The sequence below is a fragment of the Exiguobacterium sp. s7 genome (assembly GCF_018618195.1).
GTDB lineage: Bacteria > Bacillota > Bacilli > Exiguobacteriales > Exiguobacteriaceae > Exiguobacterium > Exiguobacterium mexicanum_A.
The window spans coordinates 1-15446 of the sequence record NZ_JACSLO010000003.1; the positions used below are offsets into that span (position 1 = coordinate 1).

A 15446-nucleotide genomic window follows, 5' to 3' on the forward strand; every position below is an offset into this window, starting at 1 on the left:
CAACTTAAACGTTAGGGTGAGATTATGGTTGCTGGCAAGTCCTTTTTCTTTTCTAAAATAGGAGTGCAGAGTTGTGTACGTTTCCGTTGCACACTTCTGCACTCCTATTTTGCATTACACAGAAATGAACACATGATTCTCGTAATAAATCGTCACATTATCAATTACAAATAAAAAACCTCAATCTAAAGCAGATTAAGGTTGTTGAATCTTATTGATGATATGTTGATTAAATTCTACTCTGTCTGTACCTTTATGCAGGCGAGCGTGACAGTTCGGACAAACTGCTACGACTTGATCCGGTTGCGATAAGCCATCATCGGATTCTTTATAGAGCGAGTGGAGCTCGAGATAAGGTCCGTTTTCCGTTTCAAACGGAGCTGGTTGCCCACAAGCTTCGCAACAGTTATTGGCACGAGCCAGCACATAATAAAGAAGCGCTGCTGTTTGTTCGCGAACTTGTAGCTTTCGTGCGGACATACTTAAGCCGGTGGCTCGTTTGGGATCGCGTGATGCAATTTCCTCTAACTCTTCAATCGGTTTATAACGCATCGTCGATGAGAATTGATGGGCCTCTTCCTGAATCACGTGTAACGGTTCAAAAGCAAAGACGATGACTTCTCGTTGATTATGATATTTATCAATTCCAAATTGAATATCGAATCCAATTAAAATGAGTTGATCGACAAAGCGATAAGTCCCTCGTCCGAGTGATTCAAATAAATAAACGTCTTCGCCGTTCTCTACATGGTTAAGGAGCGCTTTGTTGCCGAACGAGAACGATTGATTTCCTTCCTGTCCTTCTCCGCTGTAATAATAGAGGCCATCATCTTCGTTCCAACCATTTTTGTATCCAAACTCTTCGTCCATTCCACTATCGAATATAAAGATAAGTTTATGTTTGTTGGGGGTACTAATCCCTCGTTGTCGACTCCCACCATAACGATCGTGAAGTTCAGAGCGTTTATACAACTTATTTTTTTCGAACAGCATATGACACCTCATTCCCAAGAATTTCTTCTACGTTAAATTGTATCACGTCTCCATACGAATAAATGAAAAAGACAGAGGTCGCCCTCTGCCTTTCCATTATTCTGCCATCAACGCACACACCGCATTCGAATAGGCGACCGGGTCTTCAATCGGTAGCCCTTCGATAAGGAGCGCTTGCTGATAGAGCAAATCGGTATACTGTTTCGCTTTCGCTTCATCTTCCTTATAGGTGCGCTGTAACGTCTGGAAGATGGCGTGATCGGCGTTCACTTCAAGCACTTTTTCGGCTTTCATGCCGCCGCCATTCGGCATCGTGTTCAAAATCTTCTCCATCTCGATCGAGACGTCGCCGGCGACCGTCAAGCAAACCGGATGTGACTTGAGGCGTGTCGATGCGCGCACTTCTTTAACACGGTCGCCCAGTTCTTGTTTCATGAAGGCGAACAAGTCCTTGTTGTCCTCATTGAGGGAATGGGCCGCCTCGTCATCGAGCCCGAGGTCACCGCTCGCGATTGACTTGAACTCTTTGTCGTCATACGACTGGAGCATCTTGATGGCGAACTCGTCGATTTCTTCGGTGAAATAGAGAATCTCAAATCCTTCTTCTTTCAAGCGCTCCGCTTGTGGTAACAGGTCGATGCGGTGAATCGATTCACCCGTCGCGTAATAGATGTACTTCTGGTCGTCTTTCATGCGCTCGACATACTCTTTGAGCGTGACGAGTTTGTTCTCGTTCGACGAGTGGAACAAGAGCAAGTCTTTCAACTCGTCCTTGGCGGCACCGAACTGATCGTAGACGCCGAACTTGAGCTGACGGCCGAACGACTCGAAGAATTTCTCGTAGTCTTCGCGCTCATTTTGGAGCATCTTCTCGAGCATGCCTTTGATTTTCGACTTCACGTTTTTGGCGATGACGCGGAGTTGGCGGTCCTGCTGCAGCATCTCCCGGGAAATGTTGAGCGAAAGGTCTTCCGAGTCGACCATCCCTTTGACGAAACCGAAATAGTCCGGGAGCAGGTCAGGCGACTTCTCCATGATCAAGACGCCGTTCGAGTACAGCTCGAGCCCTTTCTCGAACTCTTTCGTGTAATAGTCGAACGGGACCGTCGATGGGATGTAGAGAATCGACTGATACCGGATGGAGCCGTCGACGTTCAAGTGAAGGTGTTTGAGCGGCTCGTCGAAGCCGTAGCGCTTCTCGTGATAGAACGCCTTGTAGTCCTCGTCCGAGAGCTCGCTCTTCCGTTTGCGCCAAATCGGCACCATGCTGTTGACCGTCTCTTCTTCGATATAGTCCTCGTACTCTTCTGAGTCGTCTTTTTGACGGTGCTTCGTCACGTCGAGCTTGATCGGATAGCGGATGAAGTCCGAATGCTTCTTGATGAGCGAACGGATCTCGTACTCTTCGAGAAATGATGAGTACGTCTCGTCGTCCGTGTCGGCTTTCACGTGCAACGTGATCTCAGTCCCGATGTCGGTCTTATCCGTCGGCTCAATCGTATAGCCGTCCGTACCTTCCGACTCCCACAAGTAGCCTTGTTCGCTGTCGACCGAGCGGGTGCGGACCGTCACACGGTCGGCAACCATAAACGCCGAGTAGAAGCCGACACCGAACTGACCGATGAGGCTGTGATCTTCTTCCATCTTCGTCGCCTGCTTCATCGCGAGCGAGCCGCTCTTGGCGATGATCCCGAGGTTCGATTCGAGCTCATCGGCCGTCATACCGATTCCGGTGTCACGGATGGTGATTGTGCGGGCGTCTTTGTCGAACTCGACTTTAATGAAATAGTCGTCCTTGTTGAAGTCGATCGCCTCATCTGACAAGGCCCGGTAATACATCTTGTCGATGGCGTCACTCGCGTTCGAGATGAGCTCACGGAGGAAGATGTCCTTATGCGTATAGATTGAGTGGACCATCAACTCTAAAATTCGTTTCGATTCGGCTTGAAACTGTTTCTTTGTCATGATCGTTCTCCTTTTTATTTGTTCGATTTTGGCACTCTCCCGATAAGAGTGCTAACACTATTGATTATCCTAATTTTTAGGAAGATGTCAAGGTGCTTACTAAAGTATGAAATATAAAAATAGACTAGATGAAGGGATTGCTTCACCTAGTCTATTATGAAAATCCTAAATTATTCGGACCAATAGTCCACGTATAATTGTTCGAAGTTATCAAACGAAAAACTTTTTGCTTCAGATTGAGCCTTTCCAAAGTAAACGTAAAGTTGAGTCGTGAATTCGTATTCTTCCATTCCGAATTCGTCATCATACTCCCCGACCCAATACATTTTCGTATCGTTCGAAGTAGTCGACAAAAATGATAACTTGTCAGATCCTGCATCTTCGATGAGAACTTTGCTATTCTCATCGACTGGCAGCGAAATCGTCTTTTCAATCGAATCAATTGAAGATCCGTCTTCCACATTAATATTTAACTGATCAACAGAAATTCCTAAACCTTCGTAATAAGTGGCTACACCTAACATGGATAAATAATCAATGACGCGTGTTTTAGCAATGGCGTTAAATTTAGGTGCATCGCCTTCTGAGAATTCACTATTCTCGATTTTTTCAAAAGTGGCGTTCACAGCGATAAGATCATTTTCTACAATACGTTCATTATTAAATGAAGCAGGGTTATATTCGAGGATGGCAGTATGCTCATTGGCAGAATCGCGAACTCGAACGGTAAGTGTTTGAATCCCAGCCTCTGAAGTTTGCGTGTTGTAAACGTGTGCGATGAAGGAAAATTCTTTTCCTGTATAGTCTGCCGGTTTCCGCAGAGTTTGATTGATATCGTTCCCTTTCAGCTCTGTAAGCTTGAAATTATGTGCAATAGCTTCAGAATCATCCACGTTTGTTGCATCTGCTTCCTTAGCCGTCTCTTCTGTAACTGGTTCAGTGCTTGAATCAGTCTCTGTTTCTACTGGTGTTTCTGTTGTCGAATCTACTAGGTCTTTACTCTCAGTGACAGCTTGTTCTTCCGTGGAATTACATCCTACCAGTAAAAATGATAAGGCCAACATGGTTAATCCTTTTTTCAAAACTTGTTCCTCCTATTTTTGGAAATGATTAATCTGTATGGAAATCAAAAAAACACAAATCAAATTATAACATCCAATTAATTGAAATTGATATTCTAAATTTGTGAACAATTATTCTTGACGTGATTCATGTAAACGTATATTGTTGAGTACATGCGATGAGCTGGTCTATGTAAGACGGCGGACATTCCTTCGGGAGCACGTTGTGGAGCGTGGTTCGACGCGGTAGACTTTTCGAGAGCACCTCTAGTGAGAGGTGCTCATTTTTTTGTATATGGGGGATTTTTATGGAGTTACATACAATCCATCACGTGGCGATTATCGCCTCGAACTATGACGAGGCGAAGCGGTTCTACATCGATATCCTCGGTTTCGACGTCATCCGCGAGCATCATCGTCCGGACAAAGGCGATCACAAGATCGACCTGCGGCTCGGCGCGTACGAGCTCGAGCTGTTCATCAAACCGGATAGCCCGAAACGGCCGAGCTTTCCGGAGGCGTGTGGGCTCCGTCATCTCGCCTTTAAAGTCGACGACATCGAGTCGGTCGTCGCCGAACTGAATACGCACGGTGTCACGACGGAACCGATTCGGTATGACACGTTCACGGGCGAGAAGATGACGTTCTTCTTCGACCCAGACGGTCTGCCACTCGAGCTACATGAATAAAGCCCCTTCACGCGAAGGGGCTTTCGTTATGGGCGCACATACGACAAGAGCATCTCTCGCAACACCCGTTGTTGGATGTGCGGTTCGATATCGTCCTCTAAATAACTGATGTGAGACTTCAAAATGATATTGTTGCCGAACGTACCGAACGCGTTGATGACGGTGACGACGGTCGTTTTCACGTCGATGTCACTTCGAAGTGAGCCGTCCGTCTTCCCGTGCTCAATGAGCGGTTCGAGCGTCTCCATAATCTCGCGCTGTAGTCCGATGTAGTTATCGATTCCGGGAAGGGGACTTACGACGAACGAGGCATAACTCTCGAACGCTTCACGGAAGCGAGAGTGACTCGTCCGTTTCATTTGTTGTTCGAGCAAATAGTCAATGATCGCCTCGAGTCGCGAGTACGCATCTCCCGTCCGGCTCGTCAATTCCTTGAACGCGTCGAGCGTCGGTGCCAAGTTACGGACAGCTGCTGCGACAATCAACTGATCTTTTTTCGGGAAATAGCGAAACAGTGTCGCGACCCCGATTTCGGCGGCATCAGCGATATCCTGCATTTGGACGCGCTCGAATCCGTCTTTCAGAAACAGGATTTCAGCCTGACTGATGATGCGATTTAATCGTTCTTCTTTGTTTTGTTGACGTTTACTCATATCATCACCTCTTTGTTCTCTTGTCATTATAACGCTTTGAAGCAGTTTCGTTGAGAATCGAATGTGCATCGACTACTATTATGATAGTTAGACTATCATAATTTAAGATTGGAGCTGGAACAATGCGGTTAACGGGGAAAGTAGCGGTCATTACGGGGGCAGGCAGCGGTATGGGTGAAGAGACGGCCAAACTGTTCGCACGCGAAGGAGCGACGGTTGTCGCGACAGACATCAATGTAGACGCGGTGACACGTGTCGTCGAAACGATCCGGGCGAACGGAGGAGAGGCGCTCGCACTTCAGCACGACGTCACTTCGCGCAGTGATTGGGAAAGAATTTATGATGAAGTGCAATCGGTGTGCGGGAAGCTTGATATTCTCGTCAACAATGCGGGCATCGCGCTTGCAAAACCGTTCTTGGAACAGACCGAGGACGACTGGGCACGGACGTATCGAATCAATATCGATGGCGTCATGCTCGGGACGCAGTATGCCATCCCGCTCATGGAGCAAAATGGCGGCGGTTCAATCGTCAACATCTCGTCAATCTCGGCGCTCACCGGTATGGCCGGGGCAGGTGCCTATACGGCTTCAAAAGGGGCCGTTCGCTCACTTACGAAGGCTGCGGCCGTCGATTACGGGAAGCACAATATTCGCGTCAACTCGGTCCATCCGGGCTATATCGTGACGCCGATGAGCGCGCCGCACATGGAGCACCCGGACTATAAACAGCATTTCCTGAATCAAATCGCTTTGCCGAATCTCGGTCAGGCGGGGGAAGTGGCTGCGGCTGTCTTGTTCCTTGCATCGGACGAGGCGAACCACATCACCGGAATCGAACTACCCGTCGACGGGGGTGTCACGGCCAAATAAGAAAAATCATTTGTCCAGGTCAGAGGAAATTCCTCTGACCTTTTTCATATTATTTTTTGAAAAAACCATATTAGAGATAGACAAATTGAGCGTTTCCTAAAATAATGAAATGAAGTGATTTTTTGGAGTTAATTGTTGGAACCTTCAAGCCATTATCTCGCATACATGAATTGACGGATCCGTCGGTCGTAGCTATGGACATGTAGAAATGAGGAAAACAGATGAAAGCAACATGGAAACAAGTATTATCATTCGTCACGGTGCTCATGCTCGTCTTGGCCTTGATCCCGCCCCACGTGAGCGCGGATGCAGGAGCGGGCATGCAAGATGCGAAGACGCTCAGCCCGGGAGTGGAGGTCGCGTTTGAGACCGGGACGGACGCAACGAATACATATTGGTTCAAGATGGAGCGGGGTGCCCCGTCATCAATGACACATATGGAAATCCAGTTCGAGTCAACAAAACTCGCAAACATCTCGGTCTATCCGAGCGCCGACATGGCAGCGAAAGATGAGACGTTCGAACAATATCGTTCGAGCGCGACACAAGAGGAAGAACAACAGGCGGCGACGATTCGTCTCCCGTATGCATGGGAAGGCCCGTACTACATCAAAGTGGAGTACCTTCCAATGACAGAAGACGCGGAGGAGGCCGCTGCGTCTGACATCAAGCTCGTCTACAACCCGGTCAAATTGCCGGTCAAATATGAGAACATCGAGACTGAGGCCGGCATGTGTGCCGTCGAGTCGATTTTGAATCCGACACCGGAGCGCGACTCGATGTTGAAGCTCATCCGTCGCATTCAGACGGAAGTGTTGTCGCAGTCTGAGGCCGGGAACGATTTGGCCGCCTTGTACTATCGCACGTCTCCGTACTTGATCAAAGCGATTGTGAAAGACGGAGCCAAACGTCAACAAGCGTACAATGATTTGAAGGCGCTACAGCCACTCATGAACGCGCTCGTCGACCGCAAGGCGTACACGCTCACGAAAGCGGATGAGGCTGCCATCAAGAGCTTGCAGGCCTTCGTGACGACAAACGTCCCGACCGCGTTACAGGCAGAAGTAAACAAAGTAGCAGCCACACTCGGCACAGGTACACTTGCCGGGACACCGCTTCAAGATGTGATGGTCAAATTCGGAGTATCGATTGAAATTGATGATGCCCCGCGTTATATCGTCAAATACAAGTCGTCACCGAGCAAGTCGCTCGGCAAGATGAACGCATTGTCGAACGTCTCGGCAGAACAGATCGATATCGGTCGCCCAGGTGACCACTTCGCGGTCGTCGATGTCGAGTCGGCGAGCACGAAAACGCAGGCGACGGCCAAGACGACGCTCGAGCGTGACACGAACGTCGAATTCATCGAGCCGGTCCAGACGTATCAAGCGTTCATGGCCGACACGAGTTACGACTATCAATGGTCACTCAACTCGAAATCGGTGTTGCAGCCATTCCAGGAAGCCGGAATCGGAATCGATGCGTATGAGGCTCTCAAATTGCCGGTCCGTTCGGTGAAAGTCGCCGTCCTCGATACGGGTGTCGACTATCGCCTCCTTGATTTCAAAGGACGGGTCGACATCGCCAACGAGAAAAATTTTGTCGACCCGAACGGGGAAGGCAGCGCGCTTGACGATCACGGACACGGGACACACGTGGCCGGCGTCATCGGTGCGATTCAAAACAACGGGACATCGATGCGCGGGATGATGCCTGCTGTCTCGATTCTCCCAGTCAAAGTGCTCGACGCGAGCGGTTCTGGGGATACGGAACAAATCGCGCTCGGAATCAAATATGCCGTCGATGCTGGTGCGAAAGTTATCAACATGAGCCTTGGCGGCAGCGAGAGCCGGACGATCGGCTACATGTTGAAGTACGCCTATGACCGCGGTGTCGTCGTCGTGGCGGCAACGGGGAATGATGGCGATTCAAGTCTCTCTTACCCAGCTTCATCGAAGTATACGATTTCGGTCGGTGCGACGAACACGTTCGGCATCGTCTCGGATTACTCGAACTATGGCTATGGGGTCGATGTCGTGGCGCCGGGCACGAAAGTCGCGAGTCTCGTCCCGAACGGAAACGTCGTCTATATGGACGGCACGAGTATGGCGACGCCACACGTCTCAGCCGTCGTTGGATTACTGCTATCGACACGTCCGGCACTCAAAGTCGAAGAGATTCGTCAGTTGCTCCATCGTACGGCAGAGCCGCTTGCTTTCTCTGGCGGGGATGCGACAGGTGGAATGAGCTATGAAGACGGCCTTGATTATTTCATGGAAGACTCGGAGGAAGAACTTCCGTTCAACTATGACTACATCAGCGGCTATGGCAAGGTTAATGTGCACCATGCGGCTTCGATGCTACGTCTCTACGCCAAGCCAGGCGTCGTCCGTGACAATTCGACGGTGTTTGCTGCTAGCGTGCAGAGCGGGACGACAGTGACGGTCTATAACGGCGAGAAACGTCTCGCGACAGGAACGTCGAAACAAGCTCGTGTCGCATTGAATATCGGAGCTCAAAAAGCAGGCACGGTTCTCCGGGTCGTCTATAGCAACGGGAAGCTCGTCTCGAGCGAACGCCTTCTCGTTGTGAAAGGTGCCCGTGCGAAACAACCGACCGTCTCGACACCACGTGCGAACGCGAAGCAAGTATCGGGTCGCGCGGATGCGGGAATGACGGTCATCGTCCGAGACGCGAAGCGCCGAGTCATCGGAAAAGGGACGACCGGCCTCACGGGAACGTTCGTCACGAAGACACGCACCCTTAAAAAAGGGGAGCGCCTCTCGATCCACATCGAGGACGCGAAAGGTCGCGCGAGTCAGATGAAACACGTCGTCGTCAAATAAGTACACATGAAACAAGGAGTTCGCTGCGGCGAACTCCTTGTTTTGCCTTCTACTCGAGAATGCCGAGGAGCTCCATGACCAATAAAACGAACAGTCCGGAGCCGAGAACGGCCGCGAAGAAGACGAGCACGGCGTACTCTTTTTGTTTCAAGATGGCCCACCATCCGGTCACGAACGCTCCGAGCCCAAGGACGAAGAATGTGGTCATGTAGCTGAGCCGTAGCATGTTCGCGGCGTTGTCGCTCCAAAGCGTCGAGTGGAAGGTCGTATCGAAGTTATCGAGCAGGAGGAACGGCACGTACATGGCGAGGAACAAGCCGATGAGGATAATCGACCACTTGCCGACCGAGGTGCGTGGGAACAAGGCGCCATTCATGACGATTCACCTCTTTTCATTACGAAATCATCTGTATAGGACTATTCCCGTTTTGGCGAAATGTTGACGGATTTCGTTGAAACGACATGATATAGTCGAAATGAGAGAGTGAGGGATGGCTATGGTGGAACAGTTCAAACTGAGACGGATTTGGGAAGACGTGTTGGAAATGGAAGTCGTATTGACGCTGAAAGGGAAATGGTGCGAGGTCACGGTGGATGAGTATGTCACCGCATCCGATATCGACGCGCTCGTCTCCACGTTATTCGCGTTCAATGCACGAAACGGGAAGTCGCCCCAGACGTGGAGACTCGATGTTCCGCTCGTCCACGTCTCCTTGACGTTCGAACTGGCGAATGCGAGAGGGACCGTGCAAGTCAACGCCGTGGTCGAACAAATGAAAGGCGATGGGGGAGACATGAACGCGTTCTTCTTGTTCGAGACGACGATGGGGCAGCTCGATGATCTGAGCGCCCAGCTCAAACGTTTCATCCGTCGTGAGATCGACCATGTCGACTCGCTCCGACCAGAATAAAGCAGCCTGAGACGTCTCAGGCTGCTTTTCAGTACCATTCTTTCGGTTCGTAATTCAATTCGCGGAACAACTGCTCGCGCTCTTTCTTCGATAGGTCGCGCCATTGTCCTGGCGGGAGCTTGCCGAGCGTGATGTTCATGACACGCACGCGTTGAAGTCGGTACACCTCGTAGCCGAGCGCCTCACACATGCGACGGATTTGGCGGTTGAGTCCTTGCGTCAGCGTGATGTTGAAATCGAACTTCGACAGTTGGTGGACTTTACATGGCAACGTCTTCTGGCCGAGGATTTTGACGCCGGCTTCCATCTGTTCGACGAACTCCGGGGTGATCGGCTTATCGACCGAGACGATGTATTCTTTCTCGTGCTCACCCTCTGCGCGAAGGATCTCGTTGACGATATCACCGTCGTTCGTCATCAAGATGAGTCCTTCCGAGTCTTTATCGAGACGGCCGATATTGAAGATGCGGAGCGGGTGGTTGACGAGGTCGACCAAGTTGCCTTTGACCTTCTTCTCGGTCGTACTCGTGATGCCGACCGGTTTATGGACGGCGATATAGACGTTGTTTCGCGCGACACGGGCGGCCGAACCGTTGACGAGCACTTCGTCTCCTGGGTTCACTTGGTCGCCGATTTTCGCTTTCTTCCCGTTGATGGTTACCCGTCCTTCTTCGATGAGGCGGTCGGCTTGGCGGCGGGACGCCTTGCCGGATTCACTGATAAATTTGTTGATACGCATAGATCCACGTCCTTTTTTGGCTTCGTCCTCTCACTATAACGTATTTTAGAGGTGCCTGAAAGCGGGAAACGACCGAGTAGAGAGGATGTGGCATGATGGAGCAGGCACGTTTGCTATTGCAAGACGCGATACGATTTCAACAAGAACTCATGACGTCGTCGTTTCAGGCAGAGCTGATTGATGGGGCGTCCCCGGTTCTATGGTACGGGCAACCGACGGAGGAACAATGGCTCACCATCGGGACGAACCCGTCGCGCAGCGAGTTTTTCGAACGGGACGGTAGCGTCAGAAGTGGGGAGTCGCAAAAGTTTTATTGGCGAGACCAATCACTCGATGCCTATCTTCAAGACGAAAGGGCGCAAGAAGCGACGCTTGAACACGCCGCGGCCTATTTTGAGGCCGGACGAGCGACGACGAGTTGGTTCGGCAAGCGGGGTGGGGCGAAACTGGAAGCGTTGCTTGAGGGCATGGGACGCTCGTTCTACGACGGGTCCGCGCTCCATGTCGACTTCTTCAAATATGCGACGTGGCGTCAGATGGGCCGGTTGCGGACGGGGCGACAATGGATGGAGCACCCGACGTCACTCGATTTGCTGCAACGGACGATCCGTTATGTGACCCCGTCGCGTCTGATTGTCCTTGGGCGGGACAACTGCGCGTCGTTTGAAGGATTCACTTACAGTGAACGGATCGAGGCGTATCCGAGTGCCCGGTTCGAACTCGGTTATCATACGACGCTCGGTGTCCCGATGGTCGGACTGCATTTCAAACCGTCCGAAGTGTTCGTCGGTCTCGGGAATGGTCGAGACGTATTCGGACTCCATCACGGTTCGTACGCGAAGCGAGACCATCTGATTCGAATCGGGTCAGCCATCGAGACGAGCGCTCGTCGTTATTTTGCCTGAACGTCAAGCTTTGGCGGATGGACGCGCGTGATGCTGCCCCAAAAGTTGAACTCGTTGAAGTCGATATAACGGACGTCACGTACCCGATTATCGAGCACCTCGAGCAAGATGACGTCGGGAAAGCCGGGTTTGCGGAAGATGATGTACCCGATTCCGGTCACGGAGTGATTTTTATAGAACCCGTTCGCCATATTCAAGATGAAGGGACGGTCGGCCGCGAGTTCGCGCTCGAACGTCGACCATTTCCATAGATAACGTGAGCTGCTATGCCCTTTGTAGCCGTAGTGGGCCCACAGTTTCGTGACGATTGTCGCGATGCGGGTCGGGGGTGTGCCTTTCTCGTCTTTGAACTGATGGGCGAGGGCGATCTCGCGGGCATCTTTTTGAATCTTGAACACGTCCTCAGGGATTTGGTCATAGCCTTGGTCACGGTAATAACGAAAGACGGCCGTCATCGAAGTGAGCGTACAATTGTTTTTGCCGCCGTTGAACGTTTTTTGCAGGAGCGCCGGAACTCCTTCAATCCGCTTTTCGGTTTTGATCGTCCAATGGCCGTGATAGCGGTCGTTCACATAAGCCACAGGGTCGACGATCCCGGCATAGCCTTTTTTCGCGACCTCGAGCTGACCTGCGTAATGATGTTCCATGACGCACCTCCTTTTTCTTTAGTATACAAACAACGCCTCTTCTCAGGAAACTACGAGAAGAGGCGTTGTGTCGTCAAAAGACCAAGTGGGCGATCCCGACGATGATAGGTAACGTGATAAACGTCCGGAGTAAGAAAATGAGGACGAGGTCAAAGAATGAAATCGGCAGTTTCGATCCGAGCAGCAGTCCCCCGACTTCCGACATGAAGATGAGCTGCGTGACCGATACAGTGGCGATGACGAAACGCGTCAGCTCACTTTCGATCCCGCTCCCGAGGACAGCCGGTAAGAACATATCGGCGAACCCGACGACCATCGTCTGAGCAGCCGCTTCGGCTTCAGGAACTTGGAGCAACATCAAAATCGGTTCGAACGGTTTACCGAGAATCGTGAAGAGCGGTGTATATTCTGCAATGACGAGCGCAATCGTCCCGACGGCCATGACGACCGGCAAGATACCGAGCCACATGTCGAGCACGTTTTGGAAACCATCCTTGAACGTGGCGACGGCACCTTTGCTAGATTTCGACTTCAACAGTGCTTGGCGCAACGCCCACGTCCGCATCTTCACGTTGGCCGGCACCGGTTCTTCCGGTTTTAGTTCAGTTTCTTCGTACGGTGTATCAGCCTTTTTCGACAACGGATAAATCCGAGGCATAATCAGCGCTGCGACAATCCCTGATAAGACAATCGCTCCGTAGTATTGCAGGAAGTAAGCGTCGAGCTCCATATACGACAAGATGACGATGGTGAACGTGATCGAGACGACGGAGAACGTCGTGGCGATGACGGCAGCTTCTCGTTTCGTGTAATAGCCGTTCTCATACTGTTTCGTCGTCAAAAGAATCCCGATCGTCGCGTCCCCGACCCAAGATGCGAGCGAGTCGAGCGAGGCCCGGCCCGGAAGTTTGAAGAGCGGGCGCATCACTTTGATGAGCATCGTCCCGACATACTCGAGCAGACCGAAGTTCAAGAGGAGCGGGAGCAACATCCCAGCAAATAAAAACGTCGCGAATAAAATCGGAATCAAATCATACAGCAAGAGTCCGCCAGTGAATTCGGATGTGATCATCTCCGGTCCGATCACGAGAAGCGTCATCACCCCAGCAATAAAACCGACGACTCGCATCCCGAACCAGAACGGTGTGACGTTGAACAGTGAATTGAAGTGTGGCCGTTCTAGGATGAACGCCGGTTTAGCCAAATACGTCCATAATGATCCAAGCACTGAGATGCCCATCATGATGACGGCAAGCGTCGGAACGATCCCGCCGATGAGGTCGATCAACTGATTCGACAAGAGTGCGACCGGAATCGTAAATCCGTCCTCGGTCGGAACGGGCACGATGAAGAACATGAGGCCGATCAAAGAAGGAATTAAGAATTTCAGAAAGTCGTTGGACGTGAATGACGTCCCGCCTTGGTCAGGCTTGTTTGGTGTCTGATTCATGTGTTTTACCCCTTTTCCCCGAAAAAGTAGTTGGCGCGCCTCACTCGCATGTCCCCATCATGCGTGAGTGAATCGCTATGAAAGAATAGTTTCTTCTCGTTCATTATAGAGAAGGGGATACGTAGCAGGCAACAACTCGTTGCAATTTTCTGAAAAAAAGAAAACGGTCACACGAGCGAACTGCTCGTATTCTCGGGCTCACTTTAGTATGATGACGGCGAGTCTTACAAATTCGAGATATTCACCATATATACTTTAGGAACGGAGCGATACAGATGAGATTAAGTGTACTCGATCAAGCGCCGGTGACATCCGGCCATACGTCAGAACACGCGTTGCAAAGCGCGGTCGAACTCGCCCAAGTGGCAGAAGAACTAGGATATTACCGGATGTGGATGGCCGAACACCACGGAGGCATGTCGTTCGCGAGCTCGGCCCCGGAAGTCGTCGCAGCGTATATCGCCGCGAAGACGGAACGGATTCGTCTTGGGTCGGGTGGCATCATGATGATGCACTATTCGCCGCTCAAGATGGCCGAAGTGTTCAAGACACTCAGCGCGCTCGCACCGGGCCGTATCGACTTCGGGGTCGGCCGGGCACCGGGGGGAGACCCTAACGCCATCTACGCGATGTCACAAGGTCAAAAACCGATGATGGACGGTTTGTATGAAAAACTTGGAACGACGTTGCAACTGATTAACGACGAGACCCCGGAAGAGCGATGGTATAAGAACACGCCGGCCGCTCCGACCGGGGTGACGCTTCCTGAGGCGTGGCTCCTTGGATCGAGCGGAAACAGCGCCGTTCAAGCAGGGCGGATGGGGCTCGGCTATTCGTTCGCCCAATTTTTCAACGGTGAACTGAGCGTCGATGCGCTCGATGCATATCGCCATCACTTCACCCCATCCGCGTTCATGGAGAAGCCCGACATTAGCGTCACGTATCTCGTCACGACGGCCGAGACAGAAGAGGAAGCCGAGTATTTGGCCCGTCCGTCGGATTTGTCGCGCTTGTTCTTGATGAAAGGCCAGCTCCGTCAACTGCTTAGTCCGGAAGCGGCGCACGATTACCCCCTCACCGAAGTCGATAAGATTCAAATCGCCAACAACCGCAAGATTCATCTTGTCGGGACACCGAAGCAAATCGCGACGCAGCTACAAGAAGAGTCGGCCCATTATGGATTTAATGAGGCGATGATTTGCAGCATCCAACATACGCAAGAGAGTCGTCTGAACGTCTACCGCCTCCTCGCCAAAGAGCTTCTCTGACCAAAACGCACCTGTCCCAACGGATAGGTGCGTTTTCGATTAGAGAAACAGTTGCATGAGGACGAACAGGGCGACCAGTCCACCGAGTGAGACGGTAAAGAAGACGGCGACCGAGCGCTCATGGTTGCGGAAAATCGTGTAAAGTCCAATGACAAACGCACCGAACGCGGCGACGACGGCCGATATCGACACGACGGCAGCCCACGTGTTGTCGAATAGGGTGTCGAAATTGAATGGTTGACCCGACTGGACAATGAGGGCAGAGATGATTAAGAGAAAGAACACAGCGAGCAACAAGAGGACCGACCATTTCCCTGGACGTGTCTGTGGGTAGACGTTTCGACTGAGCATGATGGTTCACCTCGCTTTTTCAACTTTTACCTATCTATACCCGATTTTCAGTACATCTCAAAAAATGCTTCCCCTTTTTTTGAACGGTTTCGTGAA

15 protein-coding genes are annotated in these 15446 nt (G+C 51.2%); 6 read left to right on the forward strand and 9 right to left on the reverse strand.

Translation table 11 applies throughout. The features are described from left to right. Positions 1-195: 195 nt before the first annotated feature. The 3 genes from KNP79_RS05070 to KNP79_RS05080 all read right to left on the reverse strand — a co-directional run bounded on the left by KNP79_RS05070 (position 196) and on the right by KNP79_RS05080 (position 4040). The gene (locus tag KNP79_RS05070; RefSeq protein ID WP_214754439.1) at positions 196-993 is read right to left on the reverse strand and encodes an SRA domain-containing endonuclease; all 798 of its coding nucleotides are present in this window, start codon (positions 991-993) and stop codon (positions 196-198) included. Between the two features lie 96 nt (positions 994-1089). Then, positions 1090-2958: a molecular chaperone HtpG gene (gene htpG / locus KNP79_RS05075; RefSeq protein ID WP_214754437.1), complete on the reverse strand. Its 1869-nt coding sequence runs from the start codon at positions 2956-2958 to the stop codon at positions 1090-1092. 170 nt (positions 2959-3128) lie between these two features. After that, a complete protein-coding gene (locus tag KNP79_RS05080; protein ID WP_214754435.1) occupies positions 3129-4040 on the reverse strand; it encodes a hypothetical protein in 912 nt (303 codons plus the stop codon). A 287-nt stretch (positions 4041-4327) separates the two neighbouring features. On the opposite strand from KNP79_RS05080, the gene gloA2 reads away from it, so the two are divergent. Continuing rightward, positions 4328-4708: an SMU1112c/YaeR family gloxylase I-like metalloprotein gene (gene gloA2, locus KNP79_RS05085; protein WP_214754433.1), complete on the forward strand. Its 381-nt coding sequence runs from the start codon at positions 4328-4330 to the stop codon at positions 4706-4708. 26 nt (positions 4709-4734) lie between these two features. On the opposite strand, the gene KNP79_RS05090 is transcribed toward gloA2, so the two are convergent. Then, positions 4735-5361: a TetR/AcrR family transcriptional regulator gene (locus KNP79_RS05090; protein ID WP_215191445.1), complete on the reverse strand. Its 627-nt coding sequence runs from the start codon at positions 5359-5361 to the stop codon at positions 4735-4737. 122 nt (positions 5362-5483) lie between these two features. Here KNP79_RS05090 and KNP79_RS05095 point away from each other — a divergent pair, with 122 nt between their 5' ends. Further along, a complete protein-coding gene (locus KNP79_RS05095) occupies positions 5484-6233 on the forward strand; it encodes an SDR family NAD(P)-dependent oxidoreductase (protein WP_214710772.1) in 750 nt (249 codons plus the stop codon). Between the two features lie 221 nt (positions 6234-6454). After that, positions 6455-9079, forward strand: coding sequence for a S8 family peptidase (locus KNP79_RS05100; protein WP_215191447.1), 2625 nt, complete (start codon positions 6455-6457; stop codon positions 9077-9079). Between the two features lie 49 nt (positions 9080-9128). On the opposite strand, the gene KNP79_RS05105 is transcribed toward KNP79_RS05100, so the two are convergent. After that, the gene (locus KNP79_RS05105) at positions 9129-9455 is read right to left on the reverse strand and encodes a hypothetical protein (RefSeq protein WP_034780432.1); all 327 of its coding nucleotides are present in this window, start codon (positions 9453-9455) and stop codon (positions 9129-9131) included. Positions 9456-9576: 121 nt separating this feature from the next. Between KNP79_RS05105 and KNP79_RS05110 the strand changes: the two genes are divergently transcribed. Next, entirely contained in the window at positions 9577-9990 is a 414-nt protein-coding gene (locus tag KNP79_RS05110) for a hypothetical protein (protein ID WP_215191449.1), read from the forward strand. A gap of 28 nt (positions 9991-10018) precedes the next feature. On the opposite strand, the gene rluF is transcribed toward KNP79_RS05110, so the two are convergent. Beyond that, positions 10019-10729: a 23S rRNA pseudouridine(2604) synthase RluF gene (gene rluF / locus KNP79_RS05115; RefSeq protein WP_214788235.1), complete on the reverse strand. Its 711-nt coding sequence runs from the start codon at positions 10727-10729 to the stop codon at positions 10019-10021. A 95-nt stretch (positions 10730-10824) separates the two neighbouring features. Here rluF and KNP79_RS05120 point away from each other — a divergent pair, with 95 nt between their 5' ends. Then, entirely contained in the window at positions 10825-11634 is an 810-nt protein-coding gene (locus KNP79_RS05120; RefSeq protein WP_215191451.1) for a hypothetical protein, read from the forward strand. Here the strand turns inward: KNP79_RS05120 and KNP79_RS05125 are convergent. Both KNP79_RS05125 and KNP79_RS05130 read right to left on the reverse strand, forming a co-directional pair. Further along, complete coding sequence (locus KNP79_RS05125) at positions 11622-12281, reverse strand: C39 family peptidase (protein ID WP_215191453.1); 660 nt, start codon at positions 12279-12281, stop codon at positions 11622-11624. The genes KNP79_RS05120 and KNP79_RS05125 overlap by 13 nt on opposite strands. A 73-nt stretch (positions 12282-12354) precedes the next feature. Further along, the gene (locus KNP79_RS05130; RefSeq protein WP_215191455.1) at positions 12355-13731 is read right to left on the reverse strand and encodes a YjiH family protein; all 1377 of its coding nucleotides are present in this window, start codon (positions 13729-13731) and stop codon (positions 12355-12357) included. 275 nt (positions 13732-14006) lie between these two features. Between KNP79_RS05130 and KNP79_RS05135 the strand changes: the two genes are divergently transcribed. Further along, positions 14007-14999, forward strand: coding sequence for an LLM class flavin-dependent oxidoreductase (locus KNP79_RS05135; protein WP_215191457.1), 993 nt, complete (start codon positions 14007-14009; stop codon positions 14997-14999). 39 nt (positions 15000-15038) lie between these two features. Here KNP79_RS05135 and KNP79_RS05140 read toward each other — a convergent pair whose 3' ends face one another. Next, on the reverse strand, positions 15039-15350 hold the full coding sequence (locus tag KNP79_RS05140) for a hypothetical protein (protein WP_034780450.1): 312 nt from the start codon (positions 15348-15350) through the stop codon (positions 15039-15041). Positions 15351-15446: the final 96 nt, after the last annotated feature.